The organism is Streptomyces sp. NPDC059169 (assembly GCF_042755225.1).
GTDB lineage: Bacteria > Actinomycetota > Actinomycetes > Streptomycetales > Streptomycetaceae > Streptomyces.
Genome location: NZ_JBHZCF010000012.1, coordinates 32,220 through 48,277, shown reverse-complemented (window position 1 = coordinate 48,277; position 16,058 = coordinate 32,220). Strand labels below are relative to the sequence as shown.

Annotated in this window: 10 protein-coding genes; 9 read left to right on the top strand and 1 reads right to left on the bottom strand. The window is 69.7% G+C overall.

All coding sequences use genetic code 11. The annotated features are described in order from the left end of the window. Positions 1-73: 73 nt before the first annotated feature. From ACFXOM_RS22245 to ACFXOM_RS22205, 9 genes are all read left to right on the top strand, one after another. Positions 74-1,270 (top strand): cytochrome P450, encoded by a 1,197-nt coding sequence (locus ACFXOM_RS22245; protein ID WP_385038960.1) that lies wholly within the window; start codon positions 74-76, stop codon positions 1,268-1,270. Between the two features lie 105 nt (positions 1,271-1,375). Next, the gene (locus ACFXOM_RS22240) at positions 1,376-6,238 is read left to right on the top strand and encodes an amino acid adenylation domain-containing protein (RefSeq protein WP_384939907.1); all 4,863 of its coding nucleotides are present in this window, start codon (positions 1,376-1,378) and stop codon (positions 6,236-6,238) included. Between the two features lie 16 nt (positions 6,239-6,254). Further along, entirely contained in the window at positions 6,255-7,466 is a 1,212-nt protein-coding gene (locus ACFXOM_RS22235; protein WP_384939905.1) for an MFS transporter, read from the top strand. Positions 7,467-7,548: 82 nt separating this feature from the next. Further along, positions 7,549-7,755, top strand: coding sequence for an MbtH family protein (locus ACFXOM_RS22230; RefSeq protein WP_384939903.1), 207 nt, complete (start codon positions 7,549-7,551; stop codon positions 7,753-7,755). A 1-nt stretch (position 7,756) separates the two neighbouring features. Then, complete coding sequence (locus tag ACFXOM_RS22225) at positions 7,757-9,514, top strand: amino acid adenylation domain-containing protein (RefSeq protein WP_385038957.1); 1,758 nt, start codon at positions 7,757-7,759, stop codon at positions 9,512-9,514. Beyond that, complete coding sequence (locus ACFXOM_RS22220; RefSeq protein ID WP_384939899.1) at positions 9,511-10,767, top strand: cytochrome P450; 1,257 nt, start codon at positions 9,511-9,513, stop codon at positions 10,765-10,767. Before ACFXOM_RS22225 ends, ACFXOM_RS22220 begins: the two co-directional genes overlap by 4 nt. Beyond that, positions 10,764-11,501 (top strand): thioesterase II family protein, encoded by a 738-nt coding sequence (locus tag ACFXOM_RS22215; RefSeq protein ID WP_384939897.1) that lies wholly within the window; start codon positions 10,764-10,766, stop codon positions 11,499-11,501. The genes ACFXOM_RS22220 and ACFXOM_RS22215 overlap by 4 nt, the downstream gene beginning before the upstream one ends. Then, a complete protein-coding gene (locus ACFXOM_RS22210; protein WP_385038955.1) occupies positions 11,494-12,234 on the top strand; it encodes a hypothetical protein in 741 nt (246 codons plus the stop codon). Before ACFXOM_RS22215 ends, ACFXOM_RS22210 begins: the two co-directional genes overlap by 8 nt. Beyond that, positions 12,231-14,723, top strand: coding sequence for an amino acid adenylation domain-containing protein (locus ACFXOM_RS22205; protein ID WP_385038952.1), 2,493 nt, complete (start codon positions 12,231-12,233; stop codon positions 14,721-14,723). Before ACFXOM_RS22210 ends, ACFXOM_RS22205 begins: the two co-directional genes overlap by 4 nt. Positions 14,724-15,067: 344 nt before the next feature. On the opposite strand, the gene ACFXOM_RS22200 is transcribed toward ACFXOM_RS22205, so the two are convergent. Then, complete coding sequence (locus ACFXOM_RS22200) at positions 15,068-15,982, bottom strand: endo-beta-N-acetylglucosaminidase H (protein WP_384939891.1); 915 nt, start codon at positions 15,980-15,982, stop codon at positions 15,068-15,070. Positions 15,983-16,058: the final 76 nt, after the last annotated feature.

Sequence of the window (16,058 nt, the reverse complement as noted above, 5' to 3'; positions counted from 1 at the left end):
GGAGGTCCTGAGTGACCGAAGCGGTCTCCGCCGAAGAAAGCGACTGACACTCACCACGCGAAGGAGCTCACACGTGGGTGCCCCGGCCATCACCAGGTTGACCGATCCCCATCTTTACTCCCACGGCGATCCGCATTCCGTCTGGGCGCGACTCCGCAGAGAATGTCCGGTCTCCTGGCACGACGAACCGGATCACGATCCGTTCTGGGCGGTCACGACCTATGACGAGGGACTCGAGGTACTGAGCGACTGGAAACGGTTCAGCTCGGCCAACGGAACGTTTCTGCGACCCAATCTCTCCGATCCGTACCCGGGTGCGGGCGTGATGATGACGCTTTCCGACCCGCCCCGGCACGATGTGCTCCGCAAGGCGGCAGCCGCGCTTTTCACGCCCAAGGCGGCCGCCGGGTTCCGGGCCAGGGCGGCAGAGGTCTCGCGGTCCCTGCTGCGCGGCGTCATCGATGCCGGTCCCCACGACTTCGTCAACGACGTCTCAGCCCCGTACCCGATGCAGGTCATCGCCGGCCTGCTCGGCGTCGCGGGTGAGGATGTGGAGCGGATGGCCGGCTACGCCGAAGCGGCTGTGGGCAACATCGTGGACCTGGACGGGACGGCCGCGCAGCAGGCGCACCACGAGGTGCTCGCCTACTACGCCGAGGTGATCGAGGAGCGCAGGGCGCGACCGACGAACGACGTGGTGTCGGCGTTCGTGCTCGCGCAGGCGGACGGGTTGGACATCACCGACGACGAGATCATCCTGACCTGCGACAACCTGGCCGTGGCAGCCGGGGAGACGACGCGTCAGGTACTGGCCGGCGGTCTCCTCGCGCTGCTCGCCAACCCGGCGGAGCTGGCTGCGCTGCGCTCCGGGGCGGTCTCGCTCCGGTCGGTCAGCGAGGAGCTGGTGCGCTGGACGACGCCGGTGAACCACCTCATGCGCACCGCTGTCGCCGACACGTTCCTCGGTGACGTCGAGATCAAGGCGGGTCAAGCGGTGAGCGTGTGGCTGTCGTCCCTCAACCGGGACGAGAACGTGTTCGACCGGCCGATGGAGCTCCAGCTGAACAGGAACCCGAACCGGCACGTGAGCTTCGGCGGCGGTCGCCACTTCTGCATCGGTGCACCGCTGGCCAGGGTGATGATCGGCGTGTTCCTCGAAGAGACCATGCGCAGCGTGGCGAGGATCGAGCAGGTCGGTGAGCCACGACGCGCACCGTCCTATGTCACCAACAGTCTCGAGTCGCTGCCTCTCGCGTTCTCCTCCCAGTGATCGGGACGCCCAGCTCAACTGACCTCGTACCAGGCACTGTCCGCCGGTCGAAACCGAACTGTCGCTGAAATGCCGAGCACCATGTTGCCGCACAAGGGGGCTTCCATGTCCGTGTATGACGATTCCACGAGGGTGCGGTCGGGAACGGACCCGAGAACCGATCTCGTCCGGGCGATATTCGCCGAGCTCCTCGGCCTGCCTGCGGTGGCTCCGGACGACGACTTCTTCGAACTGGGCGGTGAGTCGCTGCTGGCCTCCCGCGTTCTCGGCCGGTTGCGTGCCGCGTTCGGGATCGACGTCACGGCGCGGGAGTTCTTCGCTTCGCCGACTCCGATCGGTCTGACGGGCAAACTCGACGCGTACCGGACGACACGTCCGCCCGTCGAACCGAAACAACGGCCCGCGCACGTCCCGTTGTCGTACGCGCAGCAACGACTGTGGTTCCTCAACCGGGTCGCCGGGGGCGGGGCCGGTTACAACATCCCGGTGGCGCTGTGGCTGTCGGGCGAGCTGGACCGCGACGCACTCCGGCACGCGGTGCGCGACGTGATCTCCCGGCACGAGACCCTTCGCACGGTCTTCCCGGCGGAGTCGGGCACGCCGCGACAGGAGGTGCTGGAAGTCCCCGACCTGGCAACCGTCATGCCGGAGATCCACGTCGAGCCCGGCGAGGCGCCGGAGGCGGTCCGACGGCGTGCGGCCGAGGGCTTCGACCTGTCGGCCGACGTGCCGCTGCGGGCGTGTCTGTTCGTCCACGGCCCGCAGGAGCACGTGCTCCTGCTGACGTTCCACCACATCGCCGTCGACGGCTGGTCGTTCGAGCCGCTGCGGCACGACCTGTCCACCGCCTACCGTGCCCGGACGGCCGGCGAAGCTCCGACGTGGCCGGACCTGCCCGTGCACTACGCCGACTACGCCCAGTGGCAGCGGGAACTCGCCGACGACGACGCCGACGGGATGCTGGCCAGGCAACTGGGCTTCTGGCTGACGGCGCTCGAGGACCTGCCTGCGCAGATCGCCCTGCCGACCGACCGCCCCCGTTCCGCCACCACCAGTTACCGCGGCGGACGTGTGCCCTTCAACCTCGACGCGACACTGCACCAGCAGCTCACCGATCTCGGCCGTGAGCACCAGGCGACGTTGTTCATGCTGCTGCAGGCGGGTCTCGGTGCTCTGCTGACCAGGCTCGGCGCGGGCACCGACCTGCCGATCGGCGCACCCGCCGCCGGGCGCACGGACGCGGCACTCGACGACCTCGTCGGCTTCTTCGTCAACACGCTGGTGCTGCGCACCGACACCTCCGGGGAGCCGACCTTCCGCGAGTTGATCGAGCGTGTCCGGGCGACCGATCTCGCTGCGTTCGACGCGCAGGACGTGCCGTTCGAGCACGTGGTCGAGGCGCTCAACCCGGTTCGTTCGCTCGGCCTGAACCCCCTGTTCCAGGTGATGCTCGCGGTGCAGACGCACGTCGATCCCGCGCTCGACGCGCCCGGCCTTGGCTCCCGGTTCGACCCCGTCGACATCGGAGTGTCCCGGTTCGAACTGTTCTTCTCGGTCCAGGAACGGCGATCTGCCGACGGCACGCCGTGCGGCATCGACGGAATGGTCGAGTACTCCGCCGACCTGTACGACCAGGGCACCGTCGAGGCCATGGTCGAGCAGTTCTGCCAGGTGCTGGGACAGGCCGTCGCCGATCCGGACCGTCCGGTGCTGCAGGGCGAACTGCTGTCCGCGGCCGGCAAGCACCGGGTGCTGACGGAATGGAACGACTCCGCCCGGCCCCTTCCGGCCGCCGACCTGGTGACGTTGCTCGACGACCGGGCCGCGCGCACACCGTCGGCGATCGCCGCCGTCACGGACACGATCAGCGTCACGTACGCGGAGCTGCACGCCAGGGCCAACCAGTTGGCCAGGGAGCTGATCAGTCGGGGAGCGGGCCAGGAGCGGGTGGTCGCGGTGCTGCTGGAGCGGTCGGTGGACCTCCTGGTTGCGCTGCTGGCCACGGTCAAGGCCGGTGCTGTCTACCTACCGGTCGATCCGGACTACCCCGACGAACGACTCCGTTTCATGATCGATGATGCCGCGCCGGTGGCCGTGGTGACCCACCGCGAGCACGCACACCGGGTGCCCGGCGCGCTGGTCATCGATTCCCCCGACGACATGGCGCGGATCGACCGGCACCCGGTGACGGCACTCGCCCAGGACGAAGGCAGCACCGGCGACCCCACCGCCGCGGCCTACCTGATCTACACCTCCGGTTCGACCGGTGCGCCCAAGGGCGTGGTCATGCCGGCCTCCGGTCTGCTCAACATGGTGTGCTGGCAGGCGGACCGCGACACGGGAAGCTCCGGCGGCGTCGTCGCCCAGCTGGCGAGCGTGGGGTTCGACGTGTCCTTGGAGGAAACCCTGCCCACCCTGGTCAGCGGCGGCACGATCGCCATCCCCGAACCGGATGTGCGCACCGACCCGGTACGACTGGTGCATTGGATGGACCGGCACCGGGTGACCATGGTCATCGCGCCGACACTGATGATCGACAGCATCTGCTCGGCCGCTGTCGCCGAGGGCCTCGAACTGCCCGCGTTCACCGACGTCGCGCAGGCAGGCTCCGCCCTGATGCTGAGCGATGACATGCGTGCGCTGCTGAGCGGTCCCGTGGAACGCAGGCTGATCAACTACTACGGTCCCACCGAGACGCACGCCGCGACCATGCTCGTCCAGTCCGGCCGGGCGGCCGCCGGGGAACGGTCCCCGGCCGTTCCGATCGGTCGTCCGGTGTGGAACCAGCGGATCTACCTGCTGGACGGGGAGTCGCGGCCGGTTCCGCCGGGAGTGGTCGGTGAGATCTTCATCGCCGGCGCGGGCGTCGCACGCGGCTATCTGGCCAGGCCGGGACTCACCGCCGAGCGGTTCCTGCCCGATCCGTTCGCGGACACCGGTGAGCGGATGTACCGCACGGGCGACCTGGCCAGGTGGACCGGCGATGGCACCCTGGTCTTCGTCGGCCGGGCCGACCAGCAGGTGAAGATCCGGGGGTACCGGGTCGAGCCGGGAGAGGTGGAGGCGACTCTGCTCAAGCACCCCGACGTGGCGCGTGCGGTCGTGATCGCGGTCGAGCCGGCGCCGGGCGACGTCCGGCTGGTGGCGTACGCGGTGGGGGTGGACGGTACCCGGCTCGTGCCGGCGCGGTTGCGGCGCTACACCTCCGACGCCCTTCCCGCGTTCATGGTCCCGGCGTCGTTCGTCGTACTGGACCGGATGCCGGTCAACGCCAACGGCAAAGTGGACGTCTCGGCACTGCCGGCCCCACAGTGGACGACCGGCGGCCGCGCCCCGCGCACCCCGCAGGAAGAGCTGCTGTGCCGGCTGGTCGCCGACGTACTGAAGATCGCAGAGGTCGGGGTGGACGACGACTTCTTCGAGCTCGGTGGCCACTCGTTGCAGGTCGCCAGGGTGGCGAGCCGGGTGCGTTCGGTGCTGGGCGTGGACCTGCCGGTGCGGGTGATCTTCGAACGGCAGACCGTCGCAGGCATCGCCAACGCCATCGACGACCTGGCGGCGAGCAGGCCGGTCGTCAGCGTCATGCCCCGCCCGAAGCGGGTGCCGCTGTCCTTCGCGCAGCGCCGGCTGTGGTTCGTGGAGCAGTTGGAGACGTCGGCGGGTCACGGTTCCGCCTACCACATCCCGTCGGCCTTCTCACTGACCGGTGAGCTGGACGAGGCCGCACTGCGCGCGGCGTTCGGTGACGTGACGACCCGGCACGAAAGTCTGCGGACCGCGTTCCCCGTGTCCGGCGACGAGCCGTGGCAGCGCGTCCTCGACCCCGGGAGCCCCGTTCTGACGACGGTGCACACCTCGGAGGCCGAGATCGCCGACGCGATGGCGTCCGAAGTGGACCGTCGGTTCGATCTCGCAGGCGCGCCGCCGATGCGGGCCGTGCTCTTCCGGCTCGGCCCGAACCGGCATGTGCTGCTGATCTGCCTGCACCACATCGCCACCGACCACTGGTCGATGCGACCGCTGTTGCGGGACCTGTCCACCGCATACGCGGCCCGGCGTGCGGGCAACGCACCGCAGTGGACGCCGCTGCCGGTTCAGTACGCGGACTACACACTGTGGCAGCGGGAGATCCTCGGCGCCGACGGCGGGGCCGCCACGAACGAGGTGGAGTACTGGACCGAGCAGCTGGCCGGCCTGCCCGAGCAACTCGACCTGCCGCTGGACCGGCCACGCCCGGCCGTGCGCGGCCATCGGGGCGGGACCGTGCACTTCGAACTGGACGCAGAACTGCACGCCGGTCTCGCCCGGTTCGCCGGCGCCGGACGCGCCAGCCTGTTCATGGCACTGCAGACGGCTCTGGCCGGCCTGCTCACCCGGGTCGGCGCGGGTGCCGACATCCCGATCGGCGCGCCGATCGCCGGTCGCAATGACGACGCGCTCGACGATCTGGTGGGCTTCTTCGTCAACACCCTGGTACTGCGCACCGACACCAGTGGCAATCCGACGTTCACCGAACTGCTGGCGCGGGTGCGCGAGACCAACCTGGCCGCGTACGCCCACCAGGACGTGCCGTTCGAGCGGCTGGTCGAGGCGCTCAAGCCGACACGCTCGTTGAGCCACAACCCGCTCTTCCAGGTGACGCTCACGCTGCAAGGCTCGGGCGAGGTCGCGCTCGACCTCCCCGGCGTCGCGGTGAGCAGGCGGCAGGTCGATGTGCAGACCGCCAAGTTCGACCTGTCGTTCTCGTTCACCGAGCGGCGCGGCCCCGACGGCAGTCCGGAGGGCATGGCCGGCCTGGTCGAGTTCGCCGACGACATTTTCGAGCAGGAAACCGTCGTCGCGCTGACCCAGCGTCTGGTCCAGGTGATACGGGCCGCGGTGGCCGATCCGACGGCTCGGCTCGACACGACCGACGTGATGCTGCCCAGCGAGCGCGAAGCGCTGCTCAGCGGCGCGATGCCGATCTGAGAAGAGGAGCCACCACGTGCAGACAACCGTTGCCGGTCCACCGGTGAACGCACCGACGAAGCTGCTGCGGCACAATCCGGTCTGGTACCGGTGGCTGGTCGCGGCGTCCCTGGCCAGGCTGCCGCAGACCTCGCTGCCGGTCGCGTTGGTGCTCACCGCACACCAGGCGTCCGGGTCGTTCGTGGGCAGTGGACTGCTCAGCGGCGCAAGCGCGATGACCTACGCGCTGTGCGCTCCGTGGCGAGGCCGGCAGATGGACCGGGCCCTGTTGCCCAAGGCCCTCGGGTGGTCACTGCTCGCGGCGACCGCCGGGCTCGTCGCCACGTCGGTCGCGGCGTCCGCGGGAGCTCCCCTGTGGCTGCTGCTGGTGTTCGTCGTCCTGGCCGCGTCCGCCGGCGCCGGTGTGGGCGGAGCCTACCGGTCGCTCCTGCCCCACTTCCTCCCCTCCACCCAGCTTGCCCAGGCGTACGCGGTCGACGCGGTGGCGGTGCAGGTGGCGTGGATCGGCGGGCCGGCGCTGGCGGCCGTGGTGGCTGCCGCGGTCGGACCGCAGGCATGCGTCGGCGTCGTGGCCGCTGTGACGGCTGGAGGCGCCGTGCTCAGCTGGACGCTGCCGGTGAGAGAACCGGGCAGCCCGACGCAGCAGCACTCCTCGGTGCGCGCGTTGCTCGGCTGGCTGTGGGCGCCACTCGTGCTCAACACGGGTATCGGGATCAACCTCGGCGCGCTCGACGTGGCGTTGCCGGCCCTGATGGTCGATCACGGCAAGCCAGCGACGAACGGCGGTCTGGTGCTCGCAGGCCTCTTCGCCACGAGTGCGATCAGCAGCTCGGTCTACGCCGCGTTGCCGTCGACGCACCCGTTGCGGAAGGTGAGGACCCGCACGGTGGCGTGCGTACTGATCGCCGCATACGGCATGGTCATGGCGAGCGCTGTCGCGGCACCCCGGTTGTGGCTTGCCGTGGTCTGTCTCCTGGTCGCCGGGCTGGCTTTCGCCCCGGGCGACAGCGCGGTCATCCTGCTCGTCTCCGAACAGGCGCCGCAGGCCCGGTTGGCGGAGGCGTTCGGATACTTCTCCGCCATCGGCTACGTGGGCATCGCCCTCGCTAGCCCGGTGGCCGGTTGGTTCGTGACGCGATACGGCGCCGGGGCGGGTCTGCTCCTGGCGGCACTGGCGCCCCTGGTCGCGGTCGTGGTGGTGATGACGACGCGAGTCGGACGGAATTAGAGAGGCCGATCGCACGGAAAAGTGCGAGAGGGCGGTACCGCAGCAGTTCACAGTGTTTTCCGACGACATACGGAGGTCGATCATGGCGGACATCGATGACAGCGTCGATTACATCGTTGTGCTCAACGGCGAGGAACAGTACTCGATTCTCCTGGCCGAGCGCGACGTTCCGAAAGGGTGGGCCGCCGAAGGATTCCGCGGGCCCCGGCAGGAATGCCTGGACCACATCGACCGTGTGTGGACCGACATGAGGCCGCTGAGCGTCCGCAGGCGAATGGACGGGAAGTAACATGCTGTACGAACGCGTCGCCCTGCAGGCCCTCCGCAATCCTTCGGCTCCCGCAGTCACGTTCGACGGCGAGACCCTGACCTACGACCAGCTCGTCCGCCGAGCGGACCGGCTGTCGGACGCACTGACGACGGCCGGCGTCCGACGGGGCGACGTCGTCGGCGTCCTGATGAGGCGGTCCACCGAGATGGTCTCGGCGCTGCTGGCGATCCTGCGTGCCGGCGCCGCCTACGTCGGAGTCAGCCCCGACGACCCGCCACAGCGGCGGAACGAGCTGCTGAGGAACGCCGGCGTGGAGCTCGTCGTGGCGGACGACCAGCTCCGCGCGTGCGTTCCCAGCCGGTTTACCACGCTCCCGCCGTCGGCCGTGAGTGAAACCTCCAGCGCTCCGGTGAGCACCACTGCCGACGACCTCGCCTACGTCAGCTACACGTCCGGCTCGACCGGGAAGCCGAAAGGCGTCATGGTTCCGCACCACGCGGTCCTCAGGCTGGTCACGGACATGAACTGGATGACGGTTCGCCGGGACGACGTGTTCCTCCAGGCGGCTCCGCTGGCCTTCGACGCCTCCACCTTCGAGATCTGGGCACCGCTGACCCACGGCTGCCACCTCGTGATGGCAGCGTCCGGCCCGATCACCCCGGACGTGGTGGGGAAAACCCTGCGTGAGCACCGCGTGACGGTGCTGTGGCTGACGGCCGGCCTGTTCCACGAGATGGTGGCGCACCACATCGCTGCGTTCGCCGACGTACGTCACCTCGTCGCGGGCGGCGACGTGATCCAGCCGGCCCCGGTCGCGCGTCTGCTCGCGACGCATCCCGGCATCACGTTCACCAACGGATACGGGCCCACCGAGAACACGACCTTCACCACGACCTGGACGACCAGCGCCGCCGCCAGGGACAACCTCGACACGATCCCGATCGGAACGCCTGTCAACGGCACCCGGATAGCGGTGCTGGACGCCGGACTGCAGCCGGTCGAAGCCGGCGACTGCGGTGAGTTGTACGCCTCAGGAGCCGGGCTCGCCCTCGGCTATCTCGGGCAGCCGGGCGCCACGGCCGACCGGTTCGTTCCCGACCCGTTCGCGGACGAGCCGGGGGCGAGGATGTACCGCACCGGCGACATCGTCCGGCTGCGGCCCGACGGAGCCTGCGAGTTCGTCGGCCGGGTCGACGACCAGGTCAAGATCCTCGGCCACCGGGTCGAGCCGGGCGCGGTCGAGACCGCGTTGCACCGCCTGCCGGGGGTGAGCCGAACCGCCGTCGTCGTGCGGACCGCCGCCGACGGCACGAAACGGCTGGTGGCCCACGTCGTCCCGGAGGAGGAGCCGCCGCCGCACTGGGGCGAGCGACTGCGCGAACAATTGCGCGCGACCCTGCCGGCGCCGCTGATCCCGTGGGCTGTCCTGGTCCGGGACACCCTGCCTCTGACCAGCAACGGGAAGATCGACCGTGATGCGCTGCCGGCGACGGACCTGATGGCACGCAACGTGTCGAACGAGTACGTCGCACCGCGGACCGACGTGGAGCACCGCTTGGCCGAGCTGTGGACACGCGTGCTCGATGTGGAGCCGATCGGCGCCGACGACGACTTCTTCGATTTGGGCGGCCATTCGCTGAACGCAGCGGACCTGCTCGGCTCACTGCGGACGGAGTTCGGCGTCGAGTTCCCGGCGCGCGTCCTGTACCTGCAGCCGACCATCCGCGAACTCGGCGAACAGCTGGAAACCGCCATCCGGAGCGGAGCGCAGCGATGACCGTTGCCGTGGAGCCGGGCCGCTGTCCGATGCACGCCACCCCCGAGATCGACCTGTTCGAGTCGGGCACGTTCGCCACCAGAGACGTGCACGCCGTCTGGCGCGCCCTGCGACGCGAGGCGCCGGTGAGCTGGCACCCGGTCGGCGACAACGGGTTCTGGTCCGTGACCCGGTACGACGACGTGCGGCACGTGCTGCGGGACCACGGTACGTTCACCTCCGAACAGGGGTCGCTGCTCAACCTCCTCGGCAAGGGCGACCCGGCCGGCGGCCGGCAGATGGCGGTCACCGACCCACCGCGACACGCGAGGCTGCGGGAACCGCTGCAGCGTGCCCTGTCGGTCAAGGAGGTGGAGCGCGACCTGCCGCGTATCCGGTCCCTGGTACGGGAACTGCTCGCGCCCATGAAGGACGGCGGCGTGTTCGACTTCGCCGCGGCCATGGCGGCCATGCCGATGGCGGTGATCGGCTCCTGGATGCGGCTTCCTCGGTCGGACTGGCCCGAGCTGGTCCGACTGACGGGCGCGTCCATCGCGCCGGACGACCCGGCCTACACCGGCCCGGACGGTCCGGACAGGACACTCGTCAGAGCACACCGTGAGCTGTTCGCCTACTTCCAGGACGTGGTCGCGGAACGGCGCACCGCCCCCGGCGACGACCTGCTCGGCGTGCTGCTGGGCATGCGTGTCGACGGGGTGAAGCTCATGCCCAGCGAGATCGTGTCCAACTGCTACAGCCTGCTGCTCGGTGCCAACGTGACCACCGCCCAGCCACCGAGCGCCGCGCTGCTCGAACTCGCCGGAACCGACGCGCTGGCCGACTGGGCGGCGCATCCGGACCTGCTGATGAGCGGCGTGGAAGAAGCGCTGCGCTGGTCCTCGCCCGCGCAGCACTTCATGCGCTACGCCACGCGCGACGTGCGGATCCGTGACGTCACGGTCCACGCGGGCGAGGCGGTCGTCGCGTGGCTGGCTTCGGCCAATCGGGACGAGGCCGTGTTCTCACGGCCGGACACGTTCGACATCCGCAGGCGCCCGAACAAGCACATCGCCTTCGGCGTCGGCCCGCACTACTGCGTCGGGCACACCGTCGCCAGGGTCGTACTGCGGGTCCTGTTCCAGGAGCTGCTGACCGGCTTCGCCGACATCGAGGTCGCCGGCGAACCCGTACGGCTCCGGTCGAACTTCGTCGCGGGATTCACCAGCCTGCCGGTGACGGCACGAGGAGTGACGGCACGAGGAGTACGGACATGACGATCGGATCGACCGTTCCCCTCCGCAGATGGCTGCCCCGGCCGCTGCAGGAGACCGAGTCGCGGATCTTCTGCCTGCCCTATTCGGGCGCGGGTGCCTCCATGTTCAGCCGGTGGCCGGACGCCGCGGACGGTACCGGACTCTGCCCGGTGCAGTTGCCGGGCCGGGAGAACCGGCTGCGGGAACCGCACTTCGGGACCTACGAACAGCTCGCGCAGGACGTGGTCGAGGCGCTGCTGCCCGCCATGGACCGTCCCTTCGGACTGTTCGGGCACTGCAGCTCCGCGCTCATCGCGTTCGAGGTAGCCGTCGTGCTGCACCGCGAAGGGTTGCCGATGCCACGGCGGTTGTTCTGCTCATCTCAGGTCGCACCGCACGAAGGCCCCTACGGCAGCTACTTGACGATGACCGACAACGAACTGCGCGCGGAGCTGGTCGCGCTGAGTGACAGCAAGCTCGACGCCACCGTCCTGGACGTCGTCACCGAGGTGCTGAGAGCGGACGTCGAGGCCAACAAGGCGTACAGGCCGACCGAGCCGGTGCTACTGGACACCGCGATCACCACGATCGGCTGGTCGACCGACCAGGAGGTAGCCCCTGAGCTCATGGGCGGGTGGGACCAGTACTCCGAGCGGATCCACCGGGTGGTGCTGCCGGGCGTGCACCACACGTTCCTCGACGCCCCGGCCGCGCTGCTGACGCAGTTCGCCGACGGAATGGCCTCGGATGACTGAGGTGCGCACCTGCCGGATCGCCCGAACCCACAACGGCCCACCCGGCAGCGCGAACGGCGGGTACGCGTGCGGGATGTTCGCCAGGACCGCCGTCGACGTGGTCGGGACGGCCGCGGTGGTCCAGTTGCATGCGGCCCCACCGCTGGACACCGACCTGACCGTCCGCGCGCATCGCGGGCGAGCGCTCGTCTGGCACGAGGACGAACTCGTCGCAACGGTTTCCACCGCGGCGCACGACCAGCCGGAAGTGGCGCCGTTCGTCACCTCCGCCGCCGCGGAACGGGCGAGCGCGTTCTTCGCGGGTGCGGCGGCACACCCGTTCCCCGAGTGCCTGGTGTGCGGGACCGCCAGGACCGATCCGGCTGCCCTGCACCTGACTCCCGGGGGTGTGGACGGACTTCCGGGTGTCGTCGCGTGCACCTGGGTCCCCACCGGTGACCCGGACCTCGACACCATGTGGGCCGTGCTGGACTGTCCCGGCGGCTGGACCCTCGACCAGAGCCGCTCTCCTTACGTGCTCGGCAGGATGTCCGCGCGCGTCCACGCGCTCCCTCCGTCCGGCGAGCCCGCGATCGTCGTGGCCCAGCACATCGCCACCGCCGGACGGACCGCGCGGGTGGTCAGCGCACTGTTCGGTCCGGACCGCTTCGAGTTCGGCCGGGCGGAGGCCACCTGGGTCCGCCTCAGTGCTTCTTCCGACGTGGCGCAGAGCACAAAGGAGTGCCTTCGATGACGACTGCGAACCTGATCGACCTGTTCGAGGAGCAGGCACGTCGACGACCAGACGCCGTCGCGGTGGTGTGCGGTGAACTCTCACTGTCCTACCGGGAGCTCGACAGCCGGGCGAACCGGATGGCCCACCTACTGGCCGGGTCCGGCGCCCGCCCCGGTGTGTTCGTCGGGGTGTGCCTCCCGAGGTCTCTGGACCTGCCGGTGGCACTGCTCGCCGTGCTGAAGACCGGCGCGGCCTACCTGCCGCTGGATCCGAGCTATCCCGCAGAACGTGTGGCGTGGATGGTGCAGGACGCGGACCCGATCGTGGTCGTCGGCACGTCGGAGGTGCTCCGGTCCGGAAACCGGCTGCTGCTGGACGACCCGGCCGTGTCGGCCCGGCTCGCGGACCTGCCTGACGGCGCGCCGCAGCATCCGCGGGACCCCGGCGACGCCGCCTACATGATCTACACCTCCGGGTCGACGGGACGGCCGAAGGGAGTCGTCGTCGCGCACGCCAACGTCATGGCGTTGTTCACCGCCGCCCGCGACCTGTTCGACTTCGGCCCGGACGACGTCTGGACGCTGTTCCACTCCTACGCGTTCGACTTCTCGGTCTGGGAGCTGTGGGGCGCGCTCCTCCACGGTGGCACGCTCGTGGTGGTCCCGGTCGACACCGCCCGGTCCGCGCCGGATTTCCTGCGGCTGCTGGCCGACAGGAGGGTCACCGTCCTCAACCAGACCCCGTCGGCGTTCTACGAACTGGCACGAGCCGATGCCGAGGACCCGGTCACCTCCAGCCAGCTGGCTCTGCGCTACCTGGTCTTCGGGGGCGAGGCACTCGACCTGGCGAGGCTGGAGGAGTGGCACGAGCGGCACGGACCGGGCAAGCCCGAGCTGGTGAACATGTACGGAATCACCGAGACCACCGTGCACGTCACCTTCGCCGCCCTCGACCCCGACCGGACGGTAGCGGCGGGCCTGGTCGGTCGGCCACTGCCCGGGGTTCGCTGCTACGTCCTGGACGACAAGCTGAACCTGGTACCGCCCGGTGTGGTGGGTGAGCTGTACGTGGGTGGCGTGGGCGTGGCATGGGGCTACTGGGGCCGTGGCGGGTTGACGGCCGACCGGTTCGTGCCGGATCCGTTCGGTGGTGCTGGCGAGCGGTTGTACCGGACCGGCGACCTCGTGCGTTGGGGGCGCTGGGGCCTGGAGTACTCGGGGCGGATGGACGACCAGGTGAAGATCAGGGGCTTCCGGATCGAGCTGGGCGAGGTCGAGTCGGTGCTGGCCCGGTGCCCTGGCGTGGCGGACGCCGTGGTCGTCGCCGGCACGAACGGTCGGGGCGAGGGGTGTCTGGTCGGGCATGTCACACCGGGCAGGCCGGACGGCTCGGTGAACCCGTCGCAGCTGGGTGTGGACGCGCGGGAGTTCACCTCCCGACACCTTCCCGCCCACATGGTGCCGGCGGTGGTCATGGTCTCCGCGGACTTCCCGCTATCCCCGACCGGCAAGGTCGACCGGCGGGCGCTTCCCGCACCGGTGTTCGAGGTGTCGGCCAGTCGCCCCCGCTCGCCGGCGGAGGCGGTGTTGTGCACGCTGTTCGCCGACGTGCTCGGCCTTGACAAGGTCGGCCCGGACGACGGGTTCTTCGACCTCGGCGGGCACTCGCTCGTGGCGATGAGCCTGGTCAACCGGGTGCGGTCCGTGCTGGGGCCGGAGCTGGGTGTCAGTGCCCTGTTCGAGGCACCGACACCGGCGGCGCTCGCGCGGCTGGTCGCGGGTCACACCACTGGGGGTGGGGCTCATGACGTACTGCTCGAACTGCGGAGGCACGGCAGCCAACCACCGCTGTTCTGCATGCATCCGTCCAGCGGGATGAGTTGGTCCTACGCCGGTCTGCTGCACCACCTCGATCCGGAGACGCCGCTGTATGGACTGCAGGCACCGAGCGTGGCCGGTGACTCCGTCCTGCCGGAGACCATCGAGGAGTTGGCGGCGGACTACCTGCGCCGCATCCGCAACGTGCAACCGAGTGGACCGTACCGGTTGCTCGGCTGGTCGTTCGGTGGTCTGGTCGCCCATGAAATCGCGGTCCGACTCGAGCGGGAGGGGCAGCAGGTGGAGTTGCTGGCCGTTCTGGACGTGTCGCCGACGGCCGCGGAGATTGACGGCACGCAGGCGGGGGGCCATGCCGACGACACGCTCGAAGAGGCAGTCGCGGAGGTGATCGGCGATGCCAGCCTGTCCGAGGAGACGATCGCCCGGATAACCGCCACCATCCGGTACAGCGGCCGGCTCCGTGACCGCTTCACCCCCGGCCGGTTCGGCGGCGATCTGCTGCTGTACACGGCTGGACCGAACGCACTGGCCGACGACTGGCGCCCGCACATCGGCGGCCGCATCACGACCCACGAGATCAGCACCACCCACCTCCGGATGATGCGCCCCACGGCCTTGACCCAGATCGGACCCGTCCTGGCGGCCGCGCTCGCCGGTAGGGACCGCTAGGCACCGGTAGGGGCCACACGAGCCTGGTGGCGGGGGAAACGGCAGGCGGCACCCGGGTTGGCCGGTGCCGAGCCGGCCCATCTGCCGACCCGGACCGACAGGACCGATGCGCTGCGCGCACGGTCCGGTTCCGCCGCGCACTGGTGGCGTCTTCCATCGACCGCCGGGCTGATCACGGCGGCAGGGGGACTTCACCTGCCTGCTGCCCCGTCGTGGAGCAGCAGGCAGGCGGGTGACCCGCATTCGTGACATCGTTGTCATCGTGCAGGTCGCAGAGGTCGCGGAGCTATGGGACGAGGCGGGCTCGCTGAAGGGAGTGCCGCGTGCCGCGCGGGGAGGGCGCCCTACGGCGTGTAGACGGCGTCACTGCCGTACAACTCCCTGGTGAACGCGGAGACGTCGGCGCTTCGATCCGTGCCGTCGAGGTTGTACGTCAGATAGGCGCCGTATCCCTCGCTGACGGTGCGGCGGGCCAGGTTCGCGACCGTACTCTGCGCGGTGCGGCCGATCTCAACCGCGGCCGGTGACAGCTGCGACTTTGGCAGTGCGATGCCGGGGACCTGCCAGGTGCCGTAGAACGGGTTCCAGGCGTAGTCGAACTTGGAGGAGATGTCGACGCCGTCGTAGGACAGGCGCGACGCTGACGGGCCGAAGTTGTAGAGGCTGATGATCTTGTCCGGCATGTTCGCTCGCAGTGCCGTCACCAGGTGCACGAACGAGCTGTCGTTGGGCTGAGCCGTGCCGTTCTTGCCGTACTCGGCGTACTCGTCGTCGAAGTCGATGCCGTCGAGACCGTACGTGGCCACGGCGTCCGACATCTCCTTCGCGAACGCCGAAGCCGCCTGCTGAGACGTGAAGTTGGCGAACCCGGCGCCCTGGTGGTTGCCGAGCACCGAGAGTACGACCTTGATGCCCTGCTGCTGCAACGGCCGTATCTCCGTGGCTGCGTTGTCGAGGATGCGCTGCACGTTCTCGTTGAAGTGCAGGTACGCCGCCTTGGTGCTCGTGTCGTAGTTGATGTTCGCCGCGAAGATCAAGGCGATGTCGAAGGCGTTGCCGCCGCCGTCGGCGAGCGTGTACTTGCCGACGTTGAGCAGGCTGTTGCTGTTCACCTCGACGTAGGCCGCCGAGGTCGGGCCCTGCTTGGCGGGAGCGGGGGTGGGGGCTGCCGCCGCCCCGGTTGTGCCGAAGGCGAGGGCCGTGATGGCCGAGAGCGCGAGCGCGGCCGTCCGCACTCTGTTTCGCACCATAATGAACATCGTTGGTCGTTCTCCCATCGTACGGTTGGCGCCCGACTTGTTCGGAGAGCGCCGAGTGGGCTCTCCGACTTCCTTT